Annotated in this window: 22 protein-coding genes; 16 read left to right on the top strand and 6 right to left on the bottom strand. The window is 64.8% G+C overall.

Going from position 1 to position 22,928, the window contains the following annotated elements; genetic code table 11:
• Window position 1: 1 nt before the first annotated feature.
• The 11 genes from urtC to ureG all read left to right on the top strand — a co-directional run bounded on the left by urtC (window position 2) and on the right by ureG (window position 9,521).
• Complete coding sequence (gene urtC / locus BN2475_RS03670; RefSeq protein ID WP_094778222.1) at window positions 2-1,216, top strand: urea ABC transporter permease subunit UrtC; 1,215 nt, start codon at window positions 2-4, stop codon at window positions 1,214-1,216.
• Window positions 1,213-2,076, top strand: a complete 864-nt coding sequence (gene urtD / locus BN2475_RS03665; RefSeq protein ID WP_094778221.1) for an urea ABC transporter ATP-binding protein UrtD — start codon at window positions 1,213-1,215, stop codon at window positions 2,074-2,076. The genes urtC and urtD overlap by 4 nt, the downstream gene beginning before the upstream one ends.
• Window positions 2,077-2,104: 28 nt before the next feature.
• Window positions 2,105-2,797, top strand: a complete 693-nt coding sequence (gene urtE, locus BN2475_RS03660) for an urea ABC transporter ATP-binding subunit UrtE (RefSeq protein WP_094778220.1) — start codon at window positions 2,105-2,107, stop codon at window positions 2,795-2,797.
• Window positions 2,798-2,977: 180 nt separating this feature from the next.
• Window positions 2,978-3,859 carry an urease accessory protein UreD gene (locus BN2475_RS03655; protein ID WP_094778219.1) on the top strand — a complete coding sequence of 294 codons (882 nt, stop codon included), beginning with the start codon at window positions 2,978-2,980 and terminating at the stop codon, window positions 3,857-3,859.
• 269 nt (window positions 3,860-4,128) lie between these two features.
• Entirely contained in the window at window positions 4,129-4,941 is an 813-nt protein-coding gene (locus BN2475_RS03650; protein WP_094778218.1) for a transporter substrate-binding domain-containing protein, read from the top strand.
• 184 nt (window positions 4,942-5,125) lie between these two features.
• A complete protein-coding gene (gene ureA, locus BN2475_RS03645; protein ID WP_063495016.1) occupies window positions 5,126-5,428 on the top strand; it encodes an urease subunit gamma in 303 nt (100 codons plus the stop codon).
• 34 nt (window positions 5,429-5,462) lie between these two features.
• On the top strand, window positions 5,463-5,768 hold the full coding sequence (locus BN2475_RS03640; RefSeq protein ID WP_094778217.1) for an urease subunit beta: 306 nt from the start codon (window positions 5,463-5,465) through the stop codon (window positions 5,766-5,768).
• 52 nt (window positions 5,769-5,820) lie between these two features.
• Window positions 5,821-7,527 (top strand): urease subunit alpha, encoded by a 1,707-nt coding sequence (gene ureC / locus BN2475_RS03635; RefSeq protein ID WP_094778216.1) that lies wholly within the window; start codon window positions 5,821-5,823, stop codon window positions 7,525-7,527.
• A 2-nt stretch (window positions 7,528-7,529) separates the two neighbouring features.
• Window positions 7,530-8,198 (top strand): urease accessory protein UreE, encoded by a 669-nt coding sequence (gene ureE / locus BN2475_RS03630; protein ID WP_094778215.1) that lies wholly within the window; start codon window positions 7,530-7,532, stop codon window positions 8,196-8,198.
• The gene (locus BN2475_RS03625) at window positions 8,185-8,865 is read left to right on the top strand and encodes an urease accessory protein UreF (RefSeq protein WP_094778231.1); all 681 of its coding nucleotides are present in this window, start codon (window positions 8,185-8,187) and stop codon (window positions 8,863-8,865) included. The genes ureE and BN2475_RS03625 overlap by 14 nt, the downstream gene beginning before the upstream one ends.
• Window positions 8,866-8,876: 11 nt before the next feature.
• On the top strand, window positions 8,877-9,521 hold the full coding sequence (ureG, locus tag BN2475_RS03620; protein ID WP_094778214.1) for an urease accessory protein UreG: 645 nt from the start codon (window positions 8,877-8,879) through the stop codon (window positions 9,519-9,521).
• A gap of 256 nt (window positions 9,522-9,777) precedes the next feature.
• Here the strand turns inward: ureG and waaA are convergent, their stop codons facing one another.
• From waaA to BN2475_RS03595, 5 genes are all read right to left on the bottom strand, one after another.
• Entirely contained in the window at window positions 9,778-11,091 is a 1,314-nt protein-coding gene (gene waaA, locus BN2475_RS03615; protein ID WP_094778213.1) for a lipid IV(A) 3-deoxy-D-manno-octulosonic acid transferase, read from the bottom strand.
• Window positions 11,085-11,228: a hypothetical protein gene (locus tag BN2475_RS34970; protein WP_218023681.1), complete on the bottom strand. Its 144-nt coding sequence runs from the start codon at window positions 11,226-11,228 to the stop codon at window positions 11,085-11,087. The genes waaA and BN2475_RS34970 overlap by 7 nt, the downstream gene beginning before the upstream one ends.
• A gap of 56 nt (window positions 11,229-11,284) precedes the next feature.
• Window positions 11,285-12,169, bottom strand: coding sequence for a Kdo hydroxylase KdoO (kdoO, locus tag BN2475_RS03605; protein ID WP_094778211.1), 885 nt, complete (start codon window positions 12,167-12,169; stop codon window positions 11,285-11,287).
• An 86-nt stretch (window positions 12,170-12,255) separates the two neighbouring features.
• Window positions 12,256-13,257: a lipopolysaccharide heptosyltransferase I gene (gene waaC, locus BN2475_RS03600; protein WP_094778210.1), complete on the bottom strand. Its 1,002-nt coding sequence runs from the start codon at window positions 13,255-13,257 to the stop codon at window positions 12,256-12,258.
• 337 nt (window positions 13,258-13,594) lie between these two features.
• On the bottom strand, window positions 13,595-14,989 hold the full coding sequence (locus BN2475_RS03595; RefSeq protein WP_094778209.1) for a phosphomannomutase/phosphoglucomutase: 1,395 nt from the start codon (window positions 14,987-14,989) through the stop codon (window positions 13,595-13,597).
• A gap of 276 nt (window positions 14,990-15,265) precedes the next feature.
• Between BN2475_RS03595 and BN2475_RS03590 the strand changes: the two genes are divergently transcribed.
• The 4 genes from BN2475_RS03590 (at window position 15,266) to galE (ending at window position 19,614) form a co-directional block, all read left to right on the top strand.
• Window positions 15,266-16,528: an oligosaccharide flippase family protein gene (locus BN2475_RS03590; RefSeq protein ID WP_094778208.1), complete on the top strand. Its 1,263-nt coding sequence runs from the start codon at window positions 15,266-15,268 to the stop codon at window positions 16,526-16,528.
• Window positions 16,525-17,355: a glycosyltransferase gene (locus BN2475_RS03585; protein ID WP_094778207.1), complete on the top strand. Its 831-nt coding sequence runs from the start codon at window positions 16,525-16,527 to the stop codon at window positions 17,353-17,355. The genes BN2475_RS03590 and BN2475_RS03585 overlap by 4 nt, the downstream gene beginning before the upstream one ends.
• Before the next feature lie 75 nt (window positions 17,356-17,430).
• Entirely contained in the window at window positions 17,431-18,579 is a 1,149-nt protein-coding gene (locus BN2475_RS03580; RefSeq protein WP_094778206.1) for a glycosyltransferase family 4 protein, read from the top strand.
• A 12-nt stretch (window positions 18,580-18,591) separates the two neighbouring features.
• Window positions 18,592-19,614, top strand: a complete 1,023-nt coding sequence (gene galE, locus BN2475_RS03575; protein WP_094778205.1) for a UDP-glucose 4-epimerase GalE — start codon at window positions 18,592-18,594, stop codon at window positions 19,612-19,614.
• 110 nt (window positions 19,615-19,724) lie between these two features.
• On the opposite strand, the gene BN2475_RS03570 is transcribed toward galE, so the two are convergent.
• Window positions 19,725-20,507, bottom strand: coding sequence for a bestrophin-like domain (locus BN2475_RS03570; protein ID WP_094778204.1), 783 nt, complete (start codon window positions 20,505-20,507; stop codon window positions 19,725-19,727).
• A gap of 521 nt (window positions 20,508-21,028) precedes the next feature.
• Between BN2475_RS03570 and BN2475_RS03565 the strand changes: the two genes are divergently transcribed.
• Window positions 21,029-22,924 (top strand): S8 family serine peptidase, encoded by a 1,896-nt coding sequence (locus BN2475_RS03565; protein ID WP_143325723.1) that lies wholly within the window; start codon window positions 21,029-21,031, stop codon window positions 22,922-22,924.
• The last annotated feature ends 4 nt before the right edge of the window (window positions 22,925-22,928 follow it).

Here is a 22,928-nt window from a genome sequence, read left to right as displayed (position 1 = left end):
GATGACATCGGCCACCTCATCCTCAAACTCGCCGGCTTCGTCGGCTTCCACCTCTCCCGTCGGCGCGACGAGCGGCGGCACGATCCCCAGCCGCGACCTGCATGGCGGCTTCGCACTCGGCTTGCCGCCGCGTCCCGCGCTGCTGTCGCGCCGCGCGTGGCTCGCGCTGATCGCGCTGATCATCGGGTTCGGGCTCGGCGTGCCGTTTGCCACGCTAGTGGTGCCTGAAACGAGCGCGCTGCATCTGTCCGCGTACGCGATGACGATCGCCGGCAAGTTCATGTGCTACGCGATCGCGGCGCTCGCGCTCGACCTCGTGTGGGGCTACTGCGGCATTCTGAGCCTCGGGCACGCGTTGTTCTTCGCGCTCGGCGGCTACGCGATCGGCATGTACCTGATGCGCGCGATCGGCCACGACGGCAAGTACGGCAGCGACCTGCCCGACTTCATGGTGTTCCTCGACTGGCACCAGTTGCCGTGGTACTGGCAAGGCACCCAGCACCTCGGCTACGCGCTGCTGCTGGTGGTGCTGGTGCCGGCGGTAGTCGCCTGGGTGTTCGGCTTCTTCACGTTCCGCTCACGCGTGAAGGGTGTGTACCTGTCGATCATCACGCAGGCGATGACCTTCGCCGCGATGCTGCTGTTCTATCGCAACGAAACGGGCTTCGGCGGCAACAACGGCTTCACCGACTTCAAGCGTATCGGCGGCTTTCCGATCACGCATCCAGGCACGCGTACCGCGCTGCTGCTGATCACGTTCGCAGTGCTGATCGCCGCGTTCCTCGGCGCGCGTGCGATCGTCACGTCGAAGCTCGGCCGCGTCGTCACCGCCGTGCGCGACGGCGAAACGCGCCTGATGTTCCTCGGCTACAGCCCGCTCGCGTACAAGCTGTTCGTGTGGACCGTGTCGGCCGTGTTGTGCGGGCTTGCGGGTGCGTTGTACGTGCCGCAGGTCGGCATCATCAATCCCGGCGAGATGTCGCCGGGCAATTCGATCGAAATGGCGATCTGGGTCGCGGTGGGCGGACGCGGCACGCTGATCGGGCCGATCGTCGGCGCCTTCGCGGTGAACGGCGCGAAGAGTTTCTTCACGGCGAACTTCCCTGAATACTGGCTGTTCTTTCTCGGTCTGATCTTCGTGCTGGTCCCGCTGCTGCTGCCCAACGGCATCATGGGGCTGGTCGAACTCGTGACGCGCAAGAGGAACCGCTCATGAACGAAAATCCGATGGTTCCTGATCTCGCGTTACCGGAAGCGCCCGCTGAGCGCTCCTTGAGCGGCGTCGCGAACATGGGGCATGTGGTGGTGCCGGGCGAGATCGATGTTTCGCACGGCACGATCCTGTACCTCGAAGACGTGACGGTGAGCTTCGACGGTTTTCGCGCGTTGAATGCGCTGTCGCTCGCGATCGACGCCGGCGAACTGCGCTGCATCATCGGTCCGAACGGCGCCGGCAAGACGACCATGATGGACGTCATCACCGGCAAGACGGCGCCGGATTCAGGCAAGGTGTTTCTGGGCCAGTCGATCGATCTCACGCGGATGAACGAGCCGTCGATCGCGCGCTCTGGCATCGGGCGCAAGTTTCAGAAGCCGACGGTGTTCGAGCAGCATCCCGTGTGGGAAAACCTCGAACTGGCGATGAAGACCGACAAGGGCTGGTGGGCTTCGCTGCGTGCGCGCCTGGATCGCGCGGCGCAGGCGCGCATCGAGGAGACGCTCGCGCTGATCGGCCTCGAAAGCGAAGCGCGGCGGCTGGCCGGCGAGCTTTCGCATGGCCAGAAGCAGCGCCTCGAAATCGGCATGCTGTTGATGCAGCAACCGGCGCTGCTGCTGCTCGACGAGCCGGCCGCCGGCATGACCGACGACGAAATCATGCAGCTGGCCGACTTGCTCAATCATCTGCGCGGCACCTGTTCGATGATGGTCGTCGAACATGACATGGAGTTCGTCGCGGCGTTGTCGGGGGCGGCCGGTAAGGTGACGGTGATGGCCGAAGGACGCGTGCTCGCGCACGGCACGCTCGACGAAGTCAAGCGGGACGAGACGGTGATCGAGTCTTACCTGGGTCGGTGAATCAAGGATTCGAACGGACATAACGGACATGCTGGAAGTAGACAAACTGAATCAGTACTACGGCGGCAGCCACATCCTGCGTGACGTGAAGCTCAGCGTGCCCGCCGGCAAGCTCACGGTTCTGCTGGGCCGCAACGGCGTGGGCAAGACCACGCTGCTGCGCTGCCTGATGGGCGTGGTGCCGACGCGAAGCGGAGCGATCGCCTGGCGCGGCACGCCGCTCACGAAGCTGCCCACCTATGCTCGCGTCGAGCACGGGCTCGCCTATGTGCCGCAAGGCCGCGATATCTTCCCGCGGCTGAGCGTCGAGGAAAATCTGCTGGTCGGCGCCGCCAGCAAGAAAGCGCCCAAAAAGATACCTGAGCGCATCTACCAATTGTTCCCAGTCCTGAAGGATATGCGCAACCGTCGCGGCGGCGATCTGTCGGGCGGCCAGCAGCAACAGCTCGCAATCGGCCGCGCGCTGATGAGCGAGCCGCAACTGCTGATCCTCGACGAACCGACCGAAGGCATCCAGCCGTCGATCATTCAGGACATCGGCCGCACGCTGCGTCAACTGGTCGAGGAGATGGGCATGACGGTGCTGCTCGTCGAGCAGTATTACGACTTCGCGAAGGACATCGCCGACCAGTACTGGGTGATGAGCCGCGGTGAGATCGTCGCGGGCGGCGATGGGGCGAACATGGACAAGGACGGCGTGCGCGCGTTGATCGCCGTGTGACGGGCAGCCGCGACCGCGCGTGCTATTCTCGGCGCATTCGGGCGTGATGCGCGTCGCGCATGGTCGACATGCGTTCCGCGCGAACGGGGTTGCGCCCCAAGCTCCGTTTCAGCCCGCCCGCTCATACGTTCATTCGTACGCCTATTGCCTATTCGCACGTCCATTTGCACGTCCATTCGCATGTCGCTCCACGAAAATCACGCCACGCTCGCCGACGCGCACGCTCATGCGGATGCGCAATGGCGCGCCCGTCTCGAACTCGGCTTCGTCAAACACGACGAGCGCACGACACTCGCGCATCGGCTGCATGATGGGCCGTTGCGCGTGCAGCGGCCGCTCTATCCGGAAGGCCGCTCGATCTGCCATGCGGTCATCGTGCATCCGCCGGGTGGGATCGCGGGCGGCGACCGGCTCGATATCGACGTCGCGCTCGGCGCCGGCGCGCATGCGGTCATCACCACGCCCGGCGCAACCAAGTGGTACAAGTCCAACGGACGCGCGGCGCATCAGCGAATCGCGGTGCGCGTCGGCGAGCAGGCCAGACTCGACTGGTTGCCGCAAAACAATATCGTGTTCGATCATGCGAATGCGCAACTGGAGTTCTCGCTGAGCATGGCGGAGGGCGCTACCGCTTTGGGATGGGATGCGACCCAGCTCGGACGGCAAGCGGCTGGTGAACGGTGGTCGGATGGCTGCTTGCGCGCAGTGTCGCGGATCGTGGGCGCGCATGGCGAGTTGCTGTGGCTCGAACGCGCGAGCCTTGACGCCCGTGATCCGCTGCGCGATGCGGCCCAGGGGCTGGCCGGATTTCCCGCATACGGAACCTTGTGGGCCGTCGGCGCGGCTTGCGACGACGCGCTTGCCGAGTCGCTAACCGCGCAACTGCCATTCGACGATTCGCTGCGCGCCGCCGCTTCGTGTGTGACGCAAGGTGTGGTGCTCGTGCGTGCAGTGTCGCGCTCGATGGAGACGCTGCAGCACGCGTTGACGCGGTGCTGGCTGCAATTGCGGCCGGTTGTGCATGGGGTTGCGGCTGTGCCGTTGCGGATTTGGTCGACCTGATCCATCCGGGCCGTCTCCCGGGTCACCTCCTCCCCGCAGCGGCCTTTCGTCTTCGCAGGGCTGGTCACGCACCACAGCGGCGCACACATGCACCCCAATCAAGTGCGCAACCTGTGCTCACGGGCCGCAACCGCAGCCCCCGCGATGGCACACACCTTGCGTAGCCCTGCGCCACGATGCTGCCGCGCTCCGACGGCAGCCGACCGGCTCGCCACCACCACCACGCCACGACTACCCCACCACGACTACCCCACCACGGCTAACAGACCATGAAACGACTCTTTCCCCGCCCCGCGCGCCGCGCATTGATCGCCGCACTGCTGTTCGCGCCCATCGCCGCCGACCTCGCCTTTCATGCGGTCGCCGCTCACGCCGATACGCTCGACACCATCGCGAAGGCCGGCGTGCTGAAAGTGGCCGTGCCGGAAGACTATCCGCCGTTCGGCTCGGTCGGCGCCGACATGAAGCCGCAAGGCTACGACATCGACACCGCCGCGCTGCTCGCGAAGTCGATGAACGTGAAGCTCGAACTCGTGCCGGTCAATAGCGCGAACCGGATTCCGTATCTGCAAACGGGCAAGGTCGACCTGGTGATCTCGTCGCTCGGCAAGACGCCGGAACGCGAGAAGGTGATCGACTTTTCGACTGCCTATGCGCCGTACTACCAGGGCGTGTTCGGCCCGGCCGACATCAAGGTGACCAGCCCCGCCGATCTGACCGGCAAGACGGTCGGCGCAACCCGCGGCGCACTCGAAGAAATCGGCCTGTCGCAGATGGCGCCAAATGCGACCATCAAACGCTTCGAGGACAACAACGCAACCATCGCCGCGTTCCTGTCGGGCCAGGTGCAGTTGATCGCCGCCGGCAACATCGTGGCGGCTGCGATTCTCGCGAAGAATCCGCCGCGCCGGCCGGAGCCGAAGTTCGTGATCAAGAATTCGCCCTGCTTCGTCGGCATGAACAAGAACGAGCCGCGCCTGCAGCAGAAAGTGGACGCCGCGATCGCGCAGGCGAAGCAGGACGGCACGCTCAACACGATGTCGAAGAAGTGGTTCGGCGCGCCGTTGCCGGCCGATCTGTAAGCGCGCCGTTAGCCGGACTTGATACCGTGGCTGGCTCGTCTGGCATTGCATCCGTCGTGGACTGATCGCGTGCGCCGCGTGCGCCGCGTGTCGATCGCGGCCGCGACGCGCAGCGCCTATGATGGTCGCCTCAGACCCTTGGCGAGACCCGCACCACAACCGTCGCAACCAACGCATACATTCGATGAAGCTGACACCTCGCGAGAAGGACAAGCTGCTGATCTTCACCGCCGCGCTGCTCGCCGAACGGCGCCGCGCCCGCGGCCTCAAGCTGAACTACCCGGAAGCGGTCGCGTTCATCAGCGCGGCGCTGATGGAAGCGGCCCGCGATGGCAAGACCGTCGCCGAAGTCATGCACTACGGCACCACGCTGCTCACACGCGCCGACGTGATGGAAGGCGTGCCGGAGATGATCCCCGACATTCAGGTCGAGGCCACCTTCCCCGACGGCACCAAGCTCGTCACGGTTCATCACCCGATTCCCTGATCTTCCCGATCCCTCCTGATCCGATAAGGCAAGCATGATTCCCGGCGAACTTCTGATCGACGACGGCGAACACGAGCTCAACGCGGGCCGCACCACCATCACGGTGGTCGTGTCGAACACCGGCGACCGGCCGGTGCAAATCGGCTCGCACTACCACTTCTACGAAGTGAATGAAGCGCTTTCTTTCGATCGCGATGCGGCGCGCGGCTTCCGGCTGAATATCGCGGCGGGCACCGCCGTGCGCTTCGAGCCCGGTCAGGAACGCACGGTCGAGCTGGTCGAACTGGCGGGCGAGCGTATCGTCTACGGCTTCAACGGCAAGGTGATGGGCAAGCTGTGATGCCCCTTAGGGCACTGGCCCAAATCGCACTGCTCATTTCCGGACCCACACCATGACACTACGCATTGGCCGCCGCGCATACGCGGAAATGTTCGGCCCCACCACCGGCGACCGCGTGCGCCTCGCCGATACCGAGTTGCTGATCGAAGTCGAGCGCGACTTCACCACCTACGGCGAAGAAGTCAAATTCGGCGGCGGCAAGGTGATTCGCGACGGCATGGGCCAGTCGCAGCGGGTGCATGCCGAGGTCGTCGATACGGTCGTGACGAACGCGGTGATCCTTGACCATTGGGGCATCGTGAAGGCCGACATCGGCATCAAGGACGGCCGCATCGCCGCGATCGGCAAGGCCGGCAATCCGGACATCCAGCCGAATGTGACGATTGCGATCGGCGCGTCGACCGAAGTGATCGCCGGCGAAGGCCTGATCGTGACGGCGGGCGGCATCGATACGCACATACACTTCATCAGCCCGCAGCAGATCGAGGAAGCGCTCGCGAGTGGCGTGACCACCATGCTCGGCGGCGGCACCGGCCCCGCCACCGGCACCAACGCGACCACCTGCACGCCGGGTCCGTGGCATCTCGAACGCATGCTGCAAGCGGCCGATGGTTATCCGATGAATCTCGGCTTTCTAGGCAAGGGCAACGTGAGCCAGCCGCAGCCGGCGCTCGAGCAGATCGCCGCGGGCGCGATCGGTCTGAAGCTGCACGAGGATTGGGGCACGACGCCCGCCGCGATCGACAATTGTCTGTCCGTCGCCGACGACACCGACACGCAGGTCGCGATCCACACCGACACGCTGAACGAAGCGGGCTTCGTCGAAGCGACGGTCGCCGCGTTCAAGGGCCGCACGATCCACACGTATCACACCGAGGGCGCGGGCGGCGGCCACGCGCCGGACATCATCAAGGTGTGCGGCGAAGCGAACGTGCTGCCTTCGTCGACCAATCCGACGCGCCCGTACACCGTCAACACGCTCGAAGAGCATCTCGACATGCTGATGGTGTGCCACCACCTGGACCCGTCGATCGCCGAAGACATCGCGTTCGCCGAATCGCGCATTCGCCGCGAAACCATCGCCGCCGAAGACATCCTGCATGATCTCGGCGCGCTGTCGATGCTGTCGTCGGATTCGCAGGCAATGGGCCGCGTCGGCGAGGTGATCATCCGCACGTGGCAGACCGCGCACAAGATGAAGGTGCAACGCGGCGCGCTGCCCGAGGACAACGCGCGCCACGACAATTTCCGCGCGAAGCGCTATGTCGCGAAGTACACGATCAACCCGGCGATCACGCATGGCATCGCGCATGAAGTCGGCTCGATCGAACCGGGCAAGTGGGCCGACCTGGTGTTCTGGGAACCCGCGTTCTTCGGCATCAAGCCGTCGCTGATCCTGAAGGGTGGCATGATCGCGATGGCGCAGATGGGCGATCCCAATGCGTCGATTCCGACGCCGCAACCGGTTCACTATCGCGAGATGTTCGCCACGCGCGGTGGCGCATTGGGGCGCACGTCGCTGACCTTCGTGTCGCAGCTGGCCGCCGACGCGGGCGTGGCCGAACGTTACGGTCTGAACAAGCGTATCGTGGCTGTGAAGAACTGCCGCAACATCTCGAAGGCGGACATGATTCACAACGCGTGGCGTCCGGCGATCAGCGTCGATCCGGAAACCTATCAGGTAATCGCCGACGGCCAATTGCTGACCTGCGATCCGGCTACCGTGCTGCCGATGGCGCAACGCTACTTCCTGTTCTGACCATGCGTACTCTCGACAAACTGCTCGCGCCGCATCTGAAGCTCGCACCGGTGCTGGTGAAGCGCGCGCCAACCCTGACGCTCGCGTTCGACGAGCGTCGCCGGAGCCGGCTCGCGGCCACGCTCGACAGCGGCGAAGAAGTCGCGCTGCTGCTGCCGCGCGGCACCGTGCTGCGCGACGGCGACGTGCTCGTCGCCGACGACGGCGGCCTCGTGCGCGTGGTTGCCGCGCCGCAAGCGGTGCTGGTCGTGCGCGCAAAAGATGCGTTGACGCTGACACGCGCCGCGTATCACCTCGGCAATCGCCACACGCCGGTCGAAGTGGGCGCGGATTACCTGAAGCTCGAATACGATCCGGTGCTGGCCGACATGCTGGTGCGCATCGGCACGACGGTCGATCAGGTGTCGATGCCGTTCCAGCCGGAGTCCGGCGCGTATGGCGGCGGGCACAAGCATGGGCATGACGAGACGTTCGCCGAAGACTATGCGCTCGCGCAGCAGGTGTTCGGTGAGCATCACGGGCATGAGCATGGCCACTCGCATGAGCATGGCAACGACCATTCGCACGACCACGGCCACTCGCACGATCACGACCACGATCACTCGCACGACCACGACGAATCGTGCGGCCACCCGCATCACTCGCATCATGCGCATCATGCGCATCGCTGAACTCACCGCGCTGCTGCATCTCGCGTCGCCGGCGCTGCCGATTGGCGCGTTCAGCTACTCGCAAGGACTCGAAGCCGCGATCGAAGCACAACTGATCACCGATGCCGATTCCGCCCGCGCGTGGATCGCGAGCGGCCTGACCGACGTGCTCGCGCACGGCGAGCTGCCGTTTCTCGCGCATCAGATGGAACGCTGGCGTGCGCATGACGCCGCGGGTCTCGCCGACGCCAACGGCGAATTTCTCGCGAGCCGCGAGTCCGCGGAGCTGCGCCGCGAAACCGAACAGATGGGCTGGTCGCTGCGGCAGTTGTGCGTGTCGCTCGAATGGGGCGATGCGGCAAGACGCGCGACGCTCGCAACGCTCACGCCGCTCGCGCAACCCACCGCGTTCGCGTTCGCCGCGTACGCGCACGACGCCGCCGTCGACGCCGCGCTCGCCGCTTACGCTTTTAGCTGGGTCGAGAACCAGGCCGCCGCCGCGTTGAAGGCCGTGCCGTTGGGACAGCTCGCGGGCCAGCGCATCATCGTTGCATTGCGCGAGACGATCGACGCCGCCGTCGCGCGTGCGCTCGCCACGTCGCCGGAAAACATCAACACGTTCGCGCCGCAACTCGGCATTCTGTCGGCGCGTCACGAGTCGCAGTATTCGCGGCTCTTTCGCTCATAACACGATCCATCATGAACGCACCTCATCAGCCAGCTGCCCGCACCAGGAAACTGCCGCCGTTGCGCGTGGGCGTCGGCGGTCCGGTCGGCTCCGGCAAGACCACGCTGCTCGAAATGCTCTGCAAGGCGATGCGCGACCAATATGATCTCGTCGCGATTACCAACGACATCTATACGAAGGAAGATCAACGTCTCTTGACAGTGGCGGGCGCGTTGCCGGCCGAGCGGATCATGGGCGTCGAAACGGGCGGCTGCCCGCATACGGCGATCCGCGAAGACGCGTCGATCAACCTCGAAGCCGTCGACCGCATGCTGTCGCGCTTTCCTGACGCCGATATCGTGTTCATCGAATCGGGCGGCGACAACCTCGCGGCGACGTTCAGTCCGGAGCTGTCGGACCTGACCATCTACGTGATCGACGTGGCGGGCGGCGAGAAGATTCCGCGCAAGGGCGGCCCCGGCATTACGAAGTCGGACCTGCTGGTGATCAACAAGACGGACCTCGCGCCGATGGTCGGCGCGAATCTCGACGTGATGGCTGCGGACGCAAAGAAGATGCGCGGCGAGCGGCCCTTCGTGATGTGCAATCTGAAGGCGCTCGACGGATTGAACGAGGTGGTGGCGTTTATCGAGAAGAAGGGATTGCTGAAGGTGTGAGGCGGGGAGTGAAGTGGGGAGTGAGGCCAAGGTTCGAAAGCCGCAGCCTCGATGCACGCTTCACGCACTTCACGCACTTCACGCACTTCACACGCTTCACGCACTTCACGCACTTCACACGCTTCACGCACTTCACACGCTTGACATGCTTCAAACGCTTCAAGCCCTTCAAACGCTTCGCGCACGTTGCGCACGCCGAGGCTTCACGCCCTCTGCGCCACAAGTCACTGATTCACTGCGTCACTCCATCACTGCATCACTCCGGCACCAACGCCATCAACACATCCACGGTGCGCGCGGTGGCGCCACGGTGACGCGCGGCGAAGGCCGACGCCGCGCCGCCCATCGCCAGCCGCCGCGGCTTGTCACCGAACAGCTCGCGTAAAGCTCGCGCCAGATCGGCTGGGTCTTGCACCTGCAAGGCGGCGCCCGCCGCGACCGCATCCGCAGTGGCCTGCGTGAAGTTGAACACGTGCGGCCCGATCAGCACCGGCACACCGACCGCACACGCTTCGATCAGATTCTGCCCGCCGAGCGGCAACAGACTGCCGCCGATAAACGCCAGATCCGCAGCGGCATAGTACGCGCCGAGTTCGCCCATCGAATCGCCCAGCAACACGTTCACGCCGGCAGGCAAAGCCGGCACGCGGCCGCTCGTGCTCAACGCCGCGGACGCCACCTTCGCGTCCGGCGCCCAGTTCGAGCGCCGCTCGAGCCGCAAGCCCGCCTTCTCGACCAACGCCGCCACTTCGTTAAAGCGTTGCGGGTGACGCGGCACCAGGATCAGCAGTGCATTATCGATGCCGAGCGCCGCGAACGTCTGCAATACCAACGCCTCTTCGCCTTCGCGCGTGCTCGCCGCGACCCACACTGGTCGCGTGCCGATCGCCGCGCGCCACGCATGACCGCGCGCCGCCAGTTCCGGCGGCGTAGTCATGTCGAACTTCAGATTGCCGAGCACCGCGACGTTGCGCGCGCCGAGCGCAGTGAGCCGCTCGGCATCGGCCGGGCTCTGCGCCAGCACGCGGGCGAAACCACCGAACACATCTCGGGTCGCGCCGCCGAATTTGGCCGCACGCTTATACGAGCGCGCCGACATTCGCGCATTGGTCAGCACGAGCGGCACATCCGCGCGACGGCATTCGTCGATCAGTGTCGGCCACACTTCGGTTTCCATCACCAGACCGAGCGACGGCCGCCACGTGCGCAGGAACCGCCGCACCGCATGCGGCATGTCGTACGGCAGATAGCTGCGCAACACGGTGTCGCCGAAAATCTGTGTGCCGGTCGCCCGGCCACTCGGCGTCATGTGCGTCAACAGAATGCGCGCGTCGGGACGCGCCTTGATCAGCGCGTCGATCAACGGCTGCGCGGCGCGCGTCTCGCCCACCGACACCGCATGCACCCAGATTAACGGCGCGTTGTCTTCGGGCAGCCGGCCGCGCGAATAACCAAAGCGCTCGCCGATATGCTCGCGATAACCGCGCTCCTTGCGCGAACGGATCAACAGACGCAGCACAGCAAGCGGCGCGATGAGCCACCAGAGCGCATGATAAATCGCCCTCAGCATGGGCGCTCCGCATGCTTCGCGTTATTCACGTGCCGCGCGTGCTTCACATGCTTCACATGCTTCACGTGCTTCACGTGCTTCACGTGCTTCACGTGCTTCACGCGCTGAACATGCTTCACATGCTGAACATGCTTCACGCGCTCCGGCGCACGGCGGCACGCGCGTCGCCCAATCCCCACCAGCACCGCGGCGCTCAAACCAGCGCCCTGCTCTGCAGGCGCTCGAGAATGCCGAGCGGCGCGCATTCGGGCTGCGCCATCGCCTTGACCGGCAGGAAGAAAGTCTGCTCCAGCATGAACTGGCCGGACATCACCGCATGCGAAGTCTGGTCGGAGAAACATACCCACACGCTGCCCGGCGGAAACGGCATGGTCTCCTGCGGGCTCGACTTCTGATAGTCGAGATCGGCCTTCATGCCGTCGTGCAAATGCAGCATCAGATGGTCGTACTCGCTGCGCTGCGACTTGGTGACGTGCAGCAGGTTCAGCAGCCACGCCGAACCCGGCATCTGCGGTTTGATGCGCGGCAGGAAGCGCCGCGCCATGTCCTCGAACGGCTCGCCGACGCGCCATACGCGCGGCACGCCGTGCGGGTTGACATTGGTGAACACGCGCAGAATCCGCTCGCCGTAGTTCGGCCGCGACGGGAATGCGTCGACGTGCAGACGGCTATCGTCTTTACGCCATGAGGTCTCGCGCGTCTCGACCCGATGCAGCCGCAGGCTGGTGGGCGCGACGCGCAGCCTGCCGTCGTATTCGGGAAAGAGCCCGTCGACCAGCGTGCGCGCATTGGCCTGGTAACGCGCGATCAACGCGCGCACCGCCGATTGCGTGACGGCGTCGCCGGCCACGCCATGCAGCGCGCCGCCGTTGGGTTCGAGGCTGATGTTCTTGCGGCTCGGATCGGCGAGCGCGGGATCGAGCAGCGCCTGTTCGCCGCCTTCGATCGCGAAGCGCAGGTTCGGAAAGTACAGCACCTTGCCGCGTTCAACGCCGGCGAGCAGCGTCTCGCGCGGCACGGACAGGTTGCGTCCGTGCCAGTCGGCGTTCGCTACTTCGATGATCTGGGTTTCGTTCATGGTTGCCCTGGAGAACGGAAGGTGCGCGGAGCGTACGCGCAAGCCGCGCCACGCGCTGCGCACCGAGGGGTTACAGCAGGCCCGGGTTACAGCAGACCATAACCGGCCAGCGCCGACTTGACCTGTTGCAGCGTGGGCGGCTGGCCCGCCGAGCCGAGATTGACGACGTCCGGCGACCAGTAGCCGCCGGTACGCCATGCCGTCGAGAAATTGTACAACTCGACCGTGGGCCGCTTCAGCGCCGCCGCGATGTGAACCAGACCTGTGTCAACCCCGACCGTCGCGGCCGCGCCTTCGATCAGGCCGACCACCGCGGGCAACGACAGCTTCGGCGGCACGATCGCCGCCGCGCCGAATTCCTTCGCGAGCCGCTCGCTGGTCGTGCGCTCGGCATCGCTGCCCCACGGCAGCACGATCGACGCGCCGCGCCGCACCAGCGACTGCCCAAGCTCGATCCACGCGGCGTCGGGCCATTGCTTGTCGGCGCGCGAGGTCGCATGCACGAACACCACGTACGGCACCGGCAGGTTCAGATTGGCCTGCGACAGCGCCAGCGCGGCGCGCCCGGTGTCGAGGCCGAAGTCGATGTCGTCGGTGGGTTGCGGCGGCGGGTCGTTTAGCGCCGCGGCCACCAGTTGCCGCGTGCGTTCCACCACGTGAGTGCGCGCCTCGATCGGCACGCGCCGGTCGTAGAAGAAGCGCACCGGCCATTCGAAGCCCGCGCCGTCGGTACGGTTCGCGAGGCCGACGAGCGGCCCGCGCGCCATGCGCGCGACCCAGGCGGTCTTGATGAGCCCCTGGCAGTCGATCACCAGATCGTAGTGCTCGGCGGCGAGCGCGCGGCGAAACGCGCTGATCTCGCGCCAGTTGTCGGCCGACAGGATGCGCTTGCGCCAGCGCCGCAGCGACACGGGAATCGCCCGCCGCACGCCGCTCACCAGTTGCACGAGTCCGACGAAGCTCTCCTCGACGAGCCAGTCGATCTCGGCCTCGGGATGGCGGCGTCGGATGTCGGCGATCACCGGCATGTTGTGAACGACGTCGCCCAATGACGACACCCTCACGATCAATATCTTTTGCACGCTCAAGAGTGGGAAAACCGGTTATCCGGCCCGAAGATGCATTGAAAGAGTCCCTGCCTGCCGCCTTGCCTTGGACCCTAGGCCCCACGAAGGGGTGGGAAGACCTGAGGCCGCCCGGCGTTTCAGCAGGAGCGCCCCCAACCTGCCGCCTTGCGCCAGGTTCCACGAGGGGATGAGAAAAGCGGGACGGCCCGGCGTTTTCTCACGAGGACGGCAATTCTAGCGCGTCGCATGTCGATTACACGAAAAAACGCGGCGCGGTAAGTGAAACCCGCGCCGCGTTCGACGGCGGCGGCGCTTCAAACCGGCTTGAACCGGATCGCAGCGCGCGCCGCTTCAATTGTTAAAACGGCAGCTTCGCGTCGGCCTTCTCCGCGAGGATCACGCGGCGAAAGTCTTCCTGGATGCGCTTGAGCGCCGCATCGTTATCCGCTTCGAAACGCATCACGACCACCGGCGTGGTGTTCGAAGAACGTGCCAGACCGAAGCCATCCGGATACTCGACGCGCAGGCCGTCGATCTTCACGACGTCGTCCGCGCCAGTGAATTTAGCGTTCTGCTGCAGGCGCGCGATCAGTTCGAAGTTCTCGCCTTCTTCGAGCTTCAGTTGCAGCTCCGGCGTGGAGTTCGAGTTCGGCAGCGAGTTCAGCAGCTTGCTCGGATCAGCCACGCGCGTGAGGATTTCGAGCAGACGCGCTCCCGTGTACAGGCCGTCGTCGAAACCGTACCAGCGGTCCTTGAAGAACACGTGGCCGCTCATTTCGCCCGCCAGCGGCGCGCCGGTTTCACGCAGCTTCGCCTTCACGAGCGAGTGGCCGGTCTTCCACATCAGCGGTACGCCGCCCTTGTCCTTGACCCACTTCGCGAGATTGCGCGTGCACTTCACGTCGTAAATGATCTGCGCGCCCTTGTTGCGCGACAGCACTTCTTCCGCGAACAGCATCAGTTGACGATCCGGATAGATGATCTGGCCGTCCTTGGTGACGACGCCGAGGCGGTCGCCGTCGCCGTCGAACGCGAAGCCGATTTCAGCATCCGTCTCCTTCAGCGCGCGAATCACGTCCTGCAGGTTTTCCGGGTGAGCCGGGTCCGGGTGGTGGTTCGGGAAGTTGCCGTCGATCTCCGTGAACAGTTCGACCAGCTCGCAACCGAGCTTCCTGAACAGCTTCGGCGCGAGGCCGCCGGCCACGCCGTTGCCGGTGTCGACCACGATCTTGATCGGGCGCGCGAGCTTGATGTCACTGGCGATGCGATCGAGATAGGCGTCGGCGATGTCGTACTCGGTGTACGTGCCGCTGCCTTGCGTGAAGTTCTCGTCGACGATGCGCTGATGCAGCGCGAGGATCTGTTCACCATAAATCGCGGCGCCGCGCAGCACCATCTTGAAGCCGTTGTAGTCCGGCGGATTGTGGCTACCCGTCACGACGATGCATGAGTCGACACGACGTTCGCCGCCCGCGAGCTGCAACGGCACGCTGGCCGCGAAGTAGCCGACCGGCGTCGGCACCATGCCGACGTTGACTACGTCGACGCCGGCCGCACGCAGACCGTCGGACAGCGCCTGAACCAGCTCGGGACCCGACAGGCGTCCGTCGCGGGCGACCACGACCGCGTCGCCGCCCTGCGCCCGCACTTCGCTGCCGAATGCACGGCCGATCGAGCGCGCAGCGTCGGCGTCGAGCGTCTTGCCGATTACACCGCGAATGTCATACGCCTTGAAAATGGATTTGGAGATCATGTTGGCTCACTTGCGTGCAATGGAAAATTTTGACCGGCGCACCGAAGACAAATCGGTAAAACATGGCGGTGTCACACCGCCGTGCGCCCTTGCCGGAAGCGATCCGGTTCCAACTTATAATTGCGTTTTTCTGACCAGCCTGAACAACGCCATTCTAATGCCTAGACGCCCTGCTTTTGTAAAGTTGCCGCGACGGCCGGCCAGGCGGGCGAACGCGCACGGTGCCGCTGCCCATTGCACCCATTGCGCCCATGCGGACCGGCGAGCGGCCCGCGGATGCTGACGCTCAAACGCTTCGCCAATCCCGACGTCACGCGCGCCTTCACGAATATCGTCTGGCTGGGCCTTGAACGGCTTACGCAGATCGGCGTGGCGATCGCGATCAGCGGTGTGCTGGCGCGTTACTTCGGAGCGGACGTCTTCGGCAAATGGCAATACGCGAACACGTTGCTGCTGGTGCTCTCGCCGATCACCTGGGTATGCGGCGCGGAGATCCTCGTGCCCACCATCGTCAGCCGGCCGCCCGCGCAACTCGGCACCGTGCTCGGCAGCGCGTTCGCGTTGCGCTTCGCGGTGTCGGTCGCGGCGTTGCTGCTCACGTGGCTCGGCATCGCGCTCAACGTCTTCGAGCCGCTGGTCGGCGCGATGCTCGCGGGCCTCGCGGTGACGATGCTGTTTCGCGAACCGTTCGTCGGCGTGATCAACGCGTGGCTGCAAAGCATGACGTACAGCAAGCCGCAGTTGCTCACCAGCATGAGCACCGCCGTGCTCAAGGCCGGGCTGGTCTATCTGCTGGTGCGCGCGGCAGCCGCGCCCGCACGCTTTGGCTGGCTCTGGGCGCTCGAATCCGCGGCGATCGGCGCGGTGCTGCTGATCTACTTCATGCGCCGACATGGCGGCCGGCTCGGCTGGCAATTCGACCGCGCGCTCTTCAGGCACTTCGCGAGCGCAGGCACGGTGTTCTGGCTCGGCCTGATCTGTATGTATCTCTTCCTGAAACTGGACCGGCTGATGCTCGAACGGGCGATTTCGTTCGCCGACCTCGGGCGCTATTCCGCCGCCCAGCAGTTGAACGAGAACTGGATCACGCTTGCGCTGATGCTAGCGCAGACTATCGCGCCCGCGTTCGTCTATCGCGTGCAGGACGCTGCGCAACTGCGGCGCAACCTGTGGCGGCTCACGGCGATGACCGCCGCGTTGATGGTGAGCGGTGCGCTCGTGCTGGACCTGCTGGCAGGGTTCATCATCCGCCGGGTGTTCGGGCCGGACTTCGAAGGCGCGATCGGCATCTTCCGCTGGGCCGTGTGGCTGTCCGTGCCCGCCGGCATCGAAGCGATCGGCAATCTGGTGGTGCTGAAGTACCAGGCCAAATTCGTCCTGCTCGCCAAGTGGCTGCTCGCGCTGGCCGTCGCGTTCGCGGTTAATCTGCTGGCGATTGCCAGGCTCGGCTCATACGGCGCGCTGGTGGGCCTCGCGGCCGGCTATCTGGCCGCTGCGTCGGTTAATCTTTATTACATTCGTTTCAAATTGCGCCCATGACGAACTCATCCGCCACCGCGCCGATGGCCCTCGATGATGTCGCGGTGCTGATGCCCGCCTACAACGGCCAGGCCGACGTCGATCTCACGCTCGCGTCGTTCAGCGAAAGCGCGCCGGTGCACGTACTGATCGTCGACGACGGCAGCACGCCGCCGATCGTCGCGCCAGCGCTCGCCAATCTGCGCATCGAGGTGTTGCGCCTCGCGCAGAACGGCGGCATCGAGCGTGCGTTGCAAACCGGCATCGACGCGCTTGCGCAGCGCGGCTTTCGCTATGCGGCACGCATAGATGCGGGCGACCGCGCGGTGCCGCAACGGCTCGCGAAGCAACGCGCGTTCATGGAACAGCATCCGCACGTGGCTGGCCTCGGCATGTGGACCCAGGTTGTCACGCGCGCCGGCAAGCCGCTCTTCATGCTGACGCCGCCCGCCGACCCTGACGCGATCCGGCGCATGCGGTTCTTTCGCTCGTGCCTCGCGCATCCGTCGATGATGCTGCGCATCGACGCCGTGCGCGCGGTCGGCAACTATCGCGCCGAGTATCGTGCCGCCGAAGACCTCGATCTGTTCGTACGCCTGATGGAACGCTACGACTGCGCGAATCTGCCCGAACTCGGGCTCTACTATGAGCTGAACGAAGGCGGCATCAGCGCGACCCGGCGGCGTCGCCAGATAGGTTCGACATTGCGTTTGCAACTGCGCTACTTCAACGCCGCCAATCCGTACGACTGGCTGGGTCTCGCGAAGAATCTGCTGCATCTGGTGATGCCGTACCGCGCGCTGCAGCGGGTCAAACGCGTGTTGCTCGCGCCGCGTGCCAGCCACTGATTCGTTCACCGTGTCCCTCACCGCGCGCTGCACTACGCCATGCCTCGCCCCATTCACCGCCAAGCCCGTTACCGCATGAAGCCTGCCCCGAAGTCGACGCCCGCGCTGCGCATCACACTGGTCTGCAACACCGCGTGGGCCATCTATACCTATCGGCAAGGACTGATCCGCATGCTGGTCGGACGCGGCGTCGACGTGACGGTGCTCGCGCCGCGCGACCGCACGTTCGCCCTGCTCGCCGCGATGGGCTGCCGCTGCATCGAACTGCCGGTCGCCTCCAAGGGCACCAATCCGCGCGACGACCTGCGCACGCTCGCCGCGCTGTACCGTCAATACCGGACGATCCGCCCGCATGTGGTGTTTCACTACACGATCAAGCCGAACATTTACGGTTCGATTGCTGCGAAGCTGGCGGGCGTGCAGTCGGTTGCGGTCACCACCGGACTCGGCTATGTGTTCATCCAGCAGAGCCGGGCCGCGCAGGTGGCAAAAAAACTGTATCGTTTCGCGTTCCGCTTCCCGCGTGAGATCTGGTTTCTGAATCGCGACGACCAGGCCGCGTTTGTCGAGCAGAATTTGTTGGTGCATCCTGAGCGTGCGCGGCTCCTGCATGGCGAAGGCGTCGATCTCGAGCAGTTTGCGTTCACGCCGTTGCCGCAGCGGCCGGACTTCAGGTTCGTGCTGATCGGGCGGCTCTTGTGGGACAAGGGCGTCGGTGAATATGTCGAGGCCGCGCGGCGTTTGCGTGAACGTTATCCGCACGCGCGGTTCCAATTGCTCGGTCCGGTCGGCGTCGACAATCCGAGCGCGATCACGCGCGACGAGGTGGCGGCGTGGGAACGGGAAGGCATCATCGAGTATCTCGGCGAGGCGCACGACGTGCGGCCCTTCATCGCCGATGCGGATTGCATCGTTTTGCCGTCGTATCGCGAAGGCGTGCCGCGCACGCTGATGGAAGCATCGGCGATGGGTCGGCCGATCGTCGCGACCGACGTGCCGGGTTGCCGCGAAGTGGTGACCAACGGCGTCAATGGATTGCTGTGCGAAGCGCGCAGCGCAGATAGTCTCGCCGCGCAGCTCGCGCGCATGCTCGACATGAGCGGCGCGCAGCGTCGCGCGATGGCGGAACGCGGCCGGCAGAAAGTCGCGCAAGAATTCGACGAGCGAGTCGTCGTCGAAACGTATAAGGACCTGGTGCAGAAAATAACGGGTGTCTTACTTTAACGGAGTGACAGCATGACCACGAAGGGCACGATTCTGGTAACGGGCGGCGCGGGCTTTATCGGTTCGCACACCTGTGTCGAACTGCTGAACGGCGGCTATGACGTCGTAGTGATCGACAATCTCGTGAACAGCAGCCGCGAATCGCTGCGGCGCGTGGAAAAAATCACCGGCCGCGCCGTGACCTTCTACGAAAACGATGCTCGCGAAGAAGCGGTGCTCAACCGTATCTTCGACGCGCACCCGATCACCGGCGCGATTCACTTCGCCGCGCTGAAGGCGGTGGGCGAGTCGGTGGCCAAGCCGATCGAGTACTACAGCAACAATGTCGGCAGCCTGCTGAGCCTGCTCGGTGTGATGCGCGATCGCAACGTCAGGCAGTTCGTGTTCAGCTCGTCGGCGACGGTGTATGGCGTGCCGAAGAGCTCGCCGATCGACGAGTCGTTTCCGCTCTCGGCCACCAACCCGTACGGCCAGTCGAAGCTGATCGCTGAACAGATCCTGCGCGATCTGGAAGTGGCCGATCCATCGTGGCGGATCGCCACGCTGCGTTACTTCAATCCGGTCGGCGCGCATGCGAGCGGCCTGATCGGCGAAGACCCGGCCGGCATTCCGAACAACCTGATGCCGTACGTCGCGCAGGTGGCGGTCGGCAAGCTCGAAAAGCTGCGCGTGTTCGGCGGCGATTATGAGACGCCCGACGGCACCGGCGTGCGCGACTATATCCATGTGGTCGACCTGGCGCGCGGACACCTGGCCGCGCTCGACGCGCTGGTCAGGCGCGATGCCAGCTTCGTCGTGAACTTGGGCACGGGCCAGGGCTATAGCGTGCTCGACGTGGTGCGCGCGTTCGAGAAGGCGTCCGGCAAGCCGGTGCCGTACGAGATCGTTGCGCGCCGTGCGGGCGACGTCGCGTCGTGTTTCGCCGATCCGGCCGCGGCCGAAGACATCATCGGCTGGCGCGCGCAGTTCGGCATCGAGCAGATGTGCGCGGATCACTGGCGCTGGCAGTCGGGCAATCCGCGCGGCTTTGCGTGAAGCTGAGGGGCTGGCAACGGGCCGGAGGTCGCGGGCGCGATTCGGAAGACGGGTGGCACACGGCCCTCGAAGACCGATATTCAGGGTCCTGTGCGAAGCGCAGCTTCCAGTCAGCGCATCCTGATCCCGACGGCCTTCTCAATCGGGGCCGGTGAAATTGCGCTCTGCCCACGATAGGGCTCGTCGAGGATCACGATCAACGCCACCACCATGCCGATTGCAGCCATGTGTAATGCAATCACGCCGAGCGTTGCTGGCGTGATTGGGAAGCGCCCGTTCATCACCATCGCGCCCAGCAGAAAGACCCAGATAACCCACCAGAATACGCGCGGCACCGTGCGCGTGGCATTTTCCAGCCGCATCTGGCGACTGTCTTCGATTTCGCGTAAGGACGTCTGCAATTCCTCCGCATAGGCCGGGGCGTGGACCGCGACACGCAGCGTTACTTCGACCAGGTGATCGAGCGCCTCGTTCGCGCTCGACGACAATTCCGGCTCGGCCCTGGCGAGTGCGGGCCAGTCGTCCTCCGCCACTTTCTGCACGTAATCTCTGAGTGCATCGCGCGCCACCTCAGCATCGGTTCCGCCAATCGAACGTAGCTGGCGGTCAAGCCGTGTCACGAGCGAGGCTTCGCGCAACGCCTGGTCTGCCGCCCGGCCTTCATTGGCACGTACGTCACTCAACACGTGTGCGAGGACGAATACGATGAACGCCAGCAGGCTGCCGTGGACCACATCCGTGATGGTGCTGCGTGGATTGCCATGACCGTACCGTCCGAGCACGCGCCGTGCAATCCACGCGATGGCCACGGCGATGGCGGCGGTCGAAATCCCACCCGTGAAGAGGATGGCGAAATCCGACAGATGCGCAACGACATCGATTATCCAGATCATCTTTTCCCTGCGCTGGAACCGGTGCCGCGTCGGTGCACGACGCGCGTACGCGGCTAGTGATCAGTTGTTTCCCTGCTAGAGCTTCAATATTAGAGGCAGCAATCAATCGGTGGAGGACCCAGAGGAACGGCTGATGGTGTTGGTCCAACGAAGTGGGCATCGCCCGTTGAACGCGACGCCCAGCCGCGCGGCCTCGCCTGCCTCGACCCCATCACTGTAGTACACCGATCGGTATTCAGGCTGGTTCCAGTCGCCTGACACTGCGCCGGGCCTGAGAACGCATGCAGAGCACGGTCGTGCATTTCCCAGAGACCGGTCGAGGCGCGCCACCGCAGTGCGAACGGCGGTCCGCCCGGAAAGTTTCGAAACGGGTACGTCTGCGGACGTGCTTCAAAACGTTTCGCGCACAACTGAGTGATCTGCTATAACACCACCAGAGCGAAAGTGTGACCACCTGCCGTTTGGCCCGCAGGTACGCTGTGCGCGTGCTGGAAGATCCGGCAGTTTGATTGGAGAATCCTATGGAGGATTCCGAATCATCCCGTGAAGCGATACGTCCGCTAAAGGGCCGGACAGGATCGCGCGGGCTGTGGCGAAGACTGGCCGTATCCGGTTGCGCGGTAGTGCTGGCCGCCGCGTGCGGGGGTACCCTCGACAGTGGCAGCAACGGTGGCGGTAATGGTGGTGGTGGTGGTGGCGGCGGTGGCGGTGGCGGCGAGCCGGCTCATCCCGGTGATCCACTCGTCATGTACCAGTGGTACCTGCAGAATGTTGGACAGGACGTGTTCACCGGTGTACCCGGAACGCCCGGCATCGATCTGGACGTGATGGTGCCTCTGGGCCAGGGGATCAACGGGCGCGGCGTCAATGTGATGGTCGTGGACTCAGGCGTCGAGATTGCACATCCGGATCTGAAGGACCGCATCGATGCATCGATGCTGCGCAATTTCGATCCTGTGGCTGCTGACGCGAACGATCCAACGCCGCCGGTCGGGAGTGTGGGCGACGCGCATGGGACAGCGGTCGCAGGGATTATCGCCGCCACGGCTGACAATGCCATAGGCGGGCACGGCGTGGCGCCACAGGCAACGCTCGGCGCGGCGCGCTATCTCTGTGATCCCGCGAACTGTCAGACGCCAGTCAACACCCTCAGCATCTTTGGCGGAGCCCCGTTTTCGCAGAACGTCGCGGTCTTCAACGCTTCGTACGGCGGTGCGGGATCATCGCCGCAAGAGTTTGACCTCGAGAGCGGTTTCGAAAGCATTCTGCTGCAGCACCTGGAGACCATGCGTGGTGGCCTCGGTGCGCTGATCGTCCAGTCGGCGGGCAACGAGTTTCAGAGCGCGGACGGCGTTGATTGCGAGAGCGCGAATAAAGAGGATGTCACCTGCGTAAACGCGAATTTCAGTCCGGAACGGGCGATGCCACAGGTCGCAACGGCGGCAGCCGTTAACGCGGTGGGCAAACGTTCCAGCTATTCATCTGGTGGCTCCAACATTCTCGTTTCCGGGCTCGGAGGAGAATTTGGCTTGCGGCCATTAAACGCCGGTGGGCGGCCTGCCGGGCCGGCGATGGTGACGACCGACCTGACCGGCTGCAATCAGGGATATTCAAGCACCCGGGGGGTTGATTCTGATACGAATCCATTCGACGTTCCGGGTTCCGACATAAACGCCGCGCTGAATCCCGATTGTGACTATACGGCGAGCATGAACGGCACGTCGGCGTCAGCGCCGACGGTCTCCGGTGTTGTCGCACTGGTGCTGCAGGCCAATCCGGCGCTGACGTGGCGTGATATACGCTGGATCCTGATGATGACAGCGCGCCGTATCGACACAACGCGCGTGCCGCCGACCGTGGAGTTGCCATCGGGCGAGGCGTACGTGCCGGAACCCGCCTGGACGCGCAATGCCGCCGGCAACTGGTTCGATAACTGGTACGGTTTCGGCCTCGTCGATGCGGCGGCAGCGGTCAACATGGCCCGCCAGTACAACATCCGTCTCGCAGGGTCCATGCTGACCAACACGGCGTCTGAGGAAGCGGATCTGCGTGGTGACCCAGCCGGCGTGGAGGTGGTGCCTCAAGGCAGCGCGCAGGGACTGGAGATCCCGATGAACGTGTCCGGGCCTGCGCAGGTGGTCGAATACGTGCAAGTGTCGATCAACATGGTATCGGCGAACCTCCGCGATCTCGCGGTCGAGGTAATCTCGCCAGCTGGCACCCGCAGCGTGCTGCAGAACGCCTATAACGGATTCGAGAACACCGGCGCAGCCGTTTCCAACTGGCTTCTCGCATCGAACGCGTTCAATGGCGAGGCTGCTTCGGGGGAATGGAAGGTCCGCTTCGTCGACGTGGATACTCGCGAAGGCGGGCCGATGGGGGTGGAGAGTGTCACCCTCAACGTGCTCGGTCACTGAGGGA

Origin of the sequence: Paraburkholderia ribeironis (assembly GCF_900019265.1) — a bacterium.
Taxonomy (GTDB): Bacteria; Pseudomonadota; Gammaproteobacteria; order Burkholderiales; family Burkholderiaceae; genus Paraburkholderia; species Paraburkholderia ribeironis.
Note: the sequence above shows the minus strand (reverse complement) of the source record. Positions and strands in the feature narration are given on the sequence as shown.